2 protein-coding genes are annotated in these 4,884 nt (G+C 53.1%); both read right to left on the reverse strand.

The window, feature by feature from the left end; genetic code table 11:
* Positions 1-156: 156 nt before the first annotated feature.
* The gene (locus tag B157_RS34940) at positions 157-2,466 is read right to left on the reverse strand and encodes a DNA methyltransferase (protein ID WP_020603203.1); all 2,310 of its coding nucleotides are present in this window, start codon (positions 2,464-2,466) and stop codon (positions 157-159) included.
* A gap of 217 nt (positions 2,467-2,683) precedes the next feature.
* Positions 2,684-4,546: a T9SS type A sorting domain-containing protein gene (locus B157_RS39680; RefSeq protein WP_245565052.1), complete on the reverse strand. Its 1,863-nt coding sequence runs from the start codon at positions 4,544-4,546 to the stop codon at positions 2,684-2,686.
* Positions 4,547-4,884 lie beyond the last annotated feature (338 nt).

Genomic DNA, 4,884 nt, shown 5'->3' on the forward strand with positions numbered 1-4,884 from the left:
AAATCGTTGAAGATAGTCATCATGGGCCTCTTCAAAGAAGGGCAAGAGTGCATCAAACTGCTCGATGGTATAGCCTGTCATAGCCAAAAAACGAGTGGGGTTGGTTCGCCATTGGGTCGATTTCATCAGGCAAAGGTCGCGTGTGTAGATAAACAATCAAATTGACTTAATCTCTATTATAAAACCTGCCCCAAAAAGTTGAACTCCTCTATTGCTCAACTTCTCATTTGCTTTGAGTGGTTGTGCTTGTGTTACATCTGCACCAACACTCAAATCTGAATTTATCCTTCCTATACTTTCGCTTAATACAACTGTTGCCGCTTCGTCATCTACTGAACTGATTTCACGCGTTACTAGGGTGCTTCTACCTTCAAGTTTGCCCGCAGTCCCAACGGTAAAGGCAACGCGCACCGCAGCTCCATCATGGCTGTCAACCCAAGGATGGTCGGGTATTGCGAACACGATAGAAACGGGGGAATCCAGATTTTCTAAGTTTGTTTGAATGACGCGGTTATTGAACGTCATTGTTATTGAATTGGTAGTGATAAATCCAAAGTACTCAACTTGCTCTTCACGAACAAGTTGAGCAGCCTTATCCCACCAGTACATGACAAAATCGGCAGATTCTGGTATCTTACCTTTGTAGGCTTTGCGTAATGCTTCGGCGTATCCATCACCCAAAGATTCACGCAACCATTTCCCTCCAATAAACGGTGGATTACCAACAATGAAATCAGCTTGCGGCCATTGGGCGGGTTTGGGGTTTGGGTAGTCGTAAACGGTCGTGCGGGCGGTTTCGTCGGGTACGGGTTGGCCGGTTGCTGGGTGTAGTTTAGTTGTTACCCCATCCCACCGCGTAACGGGTTGGCCGTTGGCATCCAGACGCGGAACGGGCGGGTCGTGCTGCAATACGGCGTCCTGTTGATGAATGTTCTCGTATTCGTCTAACAGCGGTTCGGGTAATTCACTTTCGCCGTGGGTGCGTAAATGCCATTGCAGATAGCCAATTTTCAGCACCACATCGGCAATAGCGGCAGCGCGGGGGTTCAGTTCAAGGCCCAATAGTTGGCGGGGTGAAATGGTCGTACCTCCGCTAAGGTTGAGCAAACCCGTTCCCCCGTAGGAGTTGATAGCCGCCAATACTTCACCCTCCAGCCGTTTGAGGTGTTCCAGCGTTACATACAGGAAATTACCCGAACCACAGGCCGGGTCCAGTATTTTGATGGTCGTCAGACGCCGTAAAAACCGTTCCAGTTCGGCGCGGGCGTTTTTGTCTTTTCCCTCCTCCAGTAGTTGCGCGGCCGCAGCCTGAGCAGCCGCCCATTCCCGGCGCAGGGGTTCCAGCACCGTCGGCAATACCAACCGCTCCACATACCGGCGCGGGGTGTAGTGGGCACCTAAACTATGCCGTTCGCGGGGGTCTAAGGCCCGTTCCAGCAAGGTGCCAAAAATGGCCGGTTCTACGGCGGTCCAATCCGATTCTGCCGATTTGAGCAGTAAGGCTATTTGATCAGCGGTCAACGGAAACGCCCGGGCATCGTGAAACAGTTTGCCGTTAAACTTGCGTAGCCGGGCCTTTAGGTCGGGAGAGAAACCGCCCGTATCCATCGTATGCCAGAGCGTTTGTAAGGCATCAGGCAAAAATTCGCGCATGTCCGGTTCTGAATATTTGCGTAACATGCCCGTAAAGGAGGTTTTGGGTATCAGGCCCACATCCTCCGAAAACATGGTAAACAGGCACCGCATCAGGAACTGAGCCACTAAATCGGGGGCATAGCCAGAGCGTTCTAGTTGAGTAGATAGTTTAGCCAGGTATTCAGCCAGTTCACGCGTTACGCGGGCGGCTCGTCGGCTCTGATCCAGTTCGCGGGGGTCCGTAAAAATGAGCCGCAACATAGCCCGCGTTTCCTCCTCAGCCAGTTTCGCCAATGGGAGCCGGTAACGGGTTTGATCCGGAAACGGTACAAACTGATCACCCACCCCCGCAAAGTTGCTGTACACGTCGATACAATACCCCACATCAACCACTAATACGAAAAGGGGCCGAGGTTCGTCGGCAGGTAATGCCCGCACGTAACCCAACGCCTGTTGGCGGGCGGTCTGCATCATTTGTTGCCATTTAGTTGTGCCGCGAACGGCGTGCCCTTTCCGGCGTTTTTCGGGGGCAAACCCTAATTCTTTGTGGTCCAACGCCTGTTGCTGATCCGGCGTTTCTGTCCCCTGTTTGGTTTCCAGCACAAAACAGCCGCGTTTGTAGAGGTCAATTCGGCCGGTACTGCGTTTACCGTTGTCATTGAACTCTACCGCCCGTTCCAGTACGTAGGCATCCTGAGCGGGGTTGTCGGTAGTGGGATCAGGACTGGGTGCGCCAATGAGGGCGCACAGGTCTTGCAGGAACAGACCATAGTTGGCGCGTTCGGCACCACCCGCCGGTTTCCAGCGGGCTTCAAATTCGGGATACGTCACAGGGTATTGAACTATGAACAGGTGTGATCAAAAAGAACAAAGGCAAATACGCCCAAAAGATAATGATTGCGGGCAAGTCTTTAGTGATTTATTTAGGTAGGGTTTGTGTGCACACTGACGGATGATTCGGCGAGTTTGCTAGCGGGTGACATCAAAAAACAGCCAAAAGGCCCCAACTAGTAGCTGGAGCCTTTTGATTGCCTGGGTAATAGGGTCATTAGTTCACTTTTAGAATCCTGACCGTTTCCGATTGACCCTGGCTACTGGTCCTTAGTAAGAGTGTACCTGCCGGTAGGGTCGATACATCAAACCGATAGTATTCGTCGGCACTAGCTCGCTCTGTTCGACTTTCGCCAACAATACGGCCCATCATATCCGTCAAGGACAGGTGTATGGTTGTGTTTTCACCACCTGTCACCTCCACCCTAACGGCCTCACGCACCGGGTTGCCCAGTAGCTTCACCTGTAGTTTAGCCGTGGGTTCCAGGCTCACACCCAGACGGGGAGCACCTCCCCCACTACAGACGGCCAGCCAGTTATAGGCAAAGCTGGCTTCAATGGGCGTGCCGGTCTGGGTGGCCTTTAGCGTGATGGTTGGGTTGTCGGTGTAAAGGCGGAGGGTGTAAGGGCCGGGGCTAGTGGTGGGCAGCATCTCATTAACCACCGAGAAACTCACGGGTTGCCCGTTCAGACTCGTGTACCGTGGGGTAAACGTCAGTTGGCGCTCACCGGCAGTAACAGTAGCACAACTTACCGTGGTCACGCCCGTGATAGAAAACGTGCCGGTAGGCGGTGGTGGCGGTGAACCTCCCCCGCAAACAGCCAGCCAGTTGTAGTTGAAACTAGCCTCGCCGGGACTGCCTGTTTGTGTGGCCTTTAGTGTAATGGTGGGGTTGTCAGTGTACAAACGCAGGGTGTAAGGGCCGGGGCTGGTGGTGGGCAGCATCTCGTTGACGACCGAGAAACTAATGGGTTGACCGGTTACGCCTGTATACTGGGGGGTGAAGGTCAGCATACGCTCACCGACCGTTACAGTCGCACAACTCACCGTTGTCACTCCTGTGATACTGAAGGGTGCGGTTGGGGTTGCAGGGCTGACGGTAATGGTGTAGGCTCGCCAGGTGGTTGCGTTGTTGACGGGCTGGCTGGCCGTAAAGGTTTCGACCACGGTCAGATTCATCACCCCTGAGGTGAGGGGAGTGCCCACAATGAAGGCCGGATCAATACTCATTTGGCTCAGTCCGTTGGCGGGCAGCCCCGTCACACCGATGGTGTAAGTGGACGATCCAGGCGGGATAGGCAACGTCCTGGGCAATGTAGCCGAAAAGGGCACGCCAACCGTGGCCGTCAGGCTGATGGGGGGGCGCGGTGGATCAACCGTAATGGTATAGGCTTGCCAGGTGGTGGCATTGTTGACGGGATTGCTTGCTGTAGAGGTTTCAATCACGGTCAGATTCATCACCCCTGAGGTGAGGGGGGTCCCCGCAATGAACCCTGGAACGAAACCTATTCGGCTCAATCCGTTGTCAGGTAGCCCCGTAACACCGATGGTGAAAGTGGAGGACCCCGGTGGGATAGGCAACGTCCTTGTTAATGTAAACGAGAAGGGTACGCCAACCGTGGCCGTCAGGCTGATGGGGGGACGCGGTGGATCGACTGTAATGGTGTAGGCTCGCCAGGTGGTTGCGTTGTTGACGGGATCGCTCGCTGTAGAAGTTTCAATCACGGTCAGATTCATCACCCCTGAGGTGAGGGGAGTCCCCGCAATGAACCCTGGAACGAAACCTCTTCGGCTCAGTCCGTTGTCGGGTAGCCCCGTAACACCGATGGTGAAAGTGGAGGACCCCGGTGGGATAGGCAACGTCCTTGTTAATGTAAACGAAAAGGGTACGCCAACCGTGGCCGTCAGGCTGATGGGGGGCGGGTCGACTGGAGTTAGTAGTTTGAAGAACTCACTAGACTGAACCAGATGGCCAGTATCGATTCGCCCTGGGTTGCCCTCCGCCCGTAAGTTCCAGGAGAAGAGCAGCATCAAGCCCAATAACCAACCAAGAGAACGAATCGTATTTGTATTATTCATATCCTGAACTTTTAGCATTATGATGATTCGAGTAGCGGGTAATACTAGTTAACTCTGGATAATAAACACCTTTACTTTTGTCAATGGTTCGTCAATTTTTAGGGATATGAAAAAGGCGTGTTAGTTTTGGGTATCTGACATCCAAACCAAACAACGCCTTTATGCAAGGACCAGCCCTACTGAGTACAATAGTAGCTAACCTGCCCGATTTGACCAAACCCCGTCGGCAATTTATACACCACATTCTGATGCTGTTTTTGAGTGTTCGTCACCGAATCAACTTTCTGCAATTGGCTCGCCACAGCGACCAGTATGCCGAAAATACCATGCGGTTGCAG

The sequence above is a fragment of the Spirosoma spitsbergense DSM 19989 genome, assembly GCF_000374085.1.
GTDB lineage: Bacteria > Bacteroidota > Bacteroidia > Cytophagales > Spirosomataceae > Spirosoma > Spirosoma spitsbergense.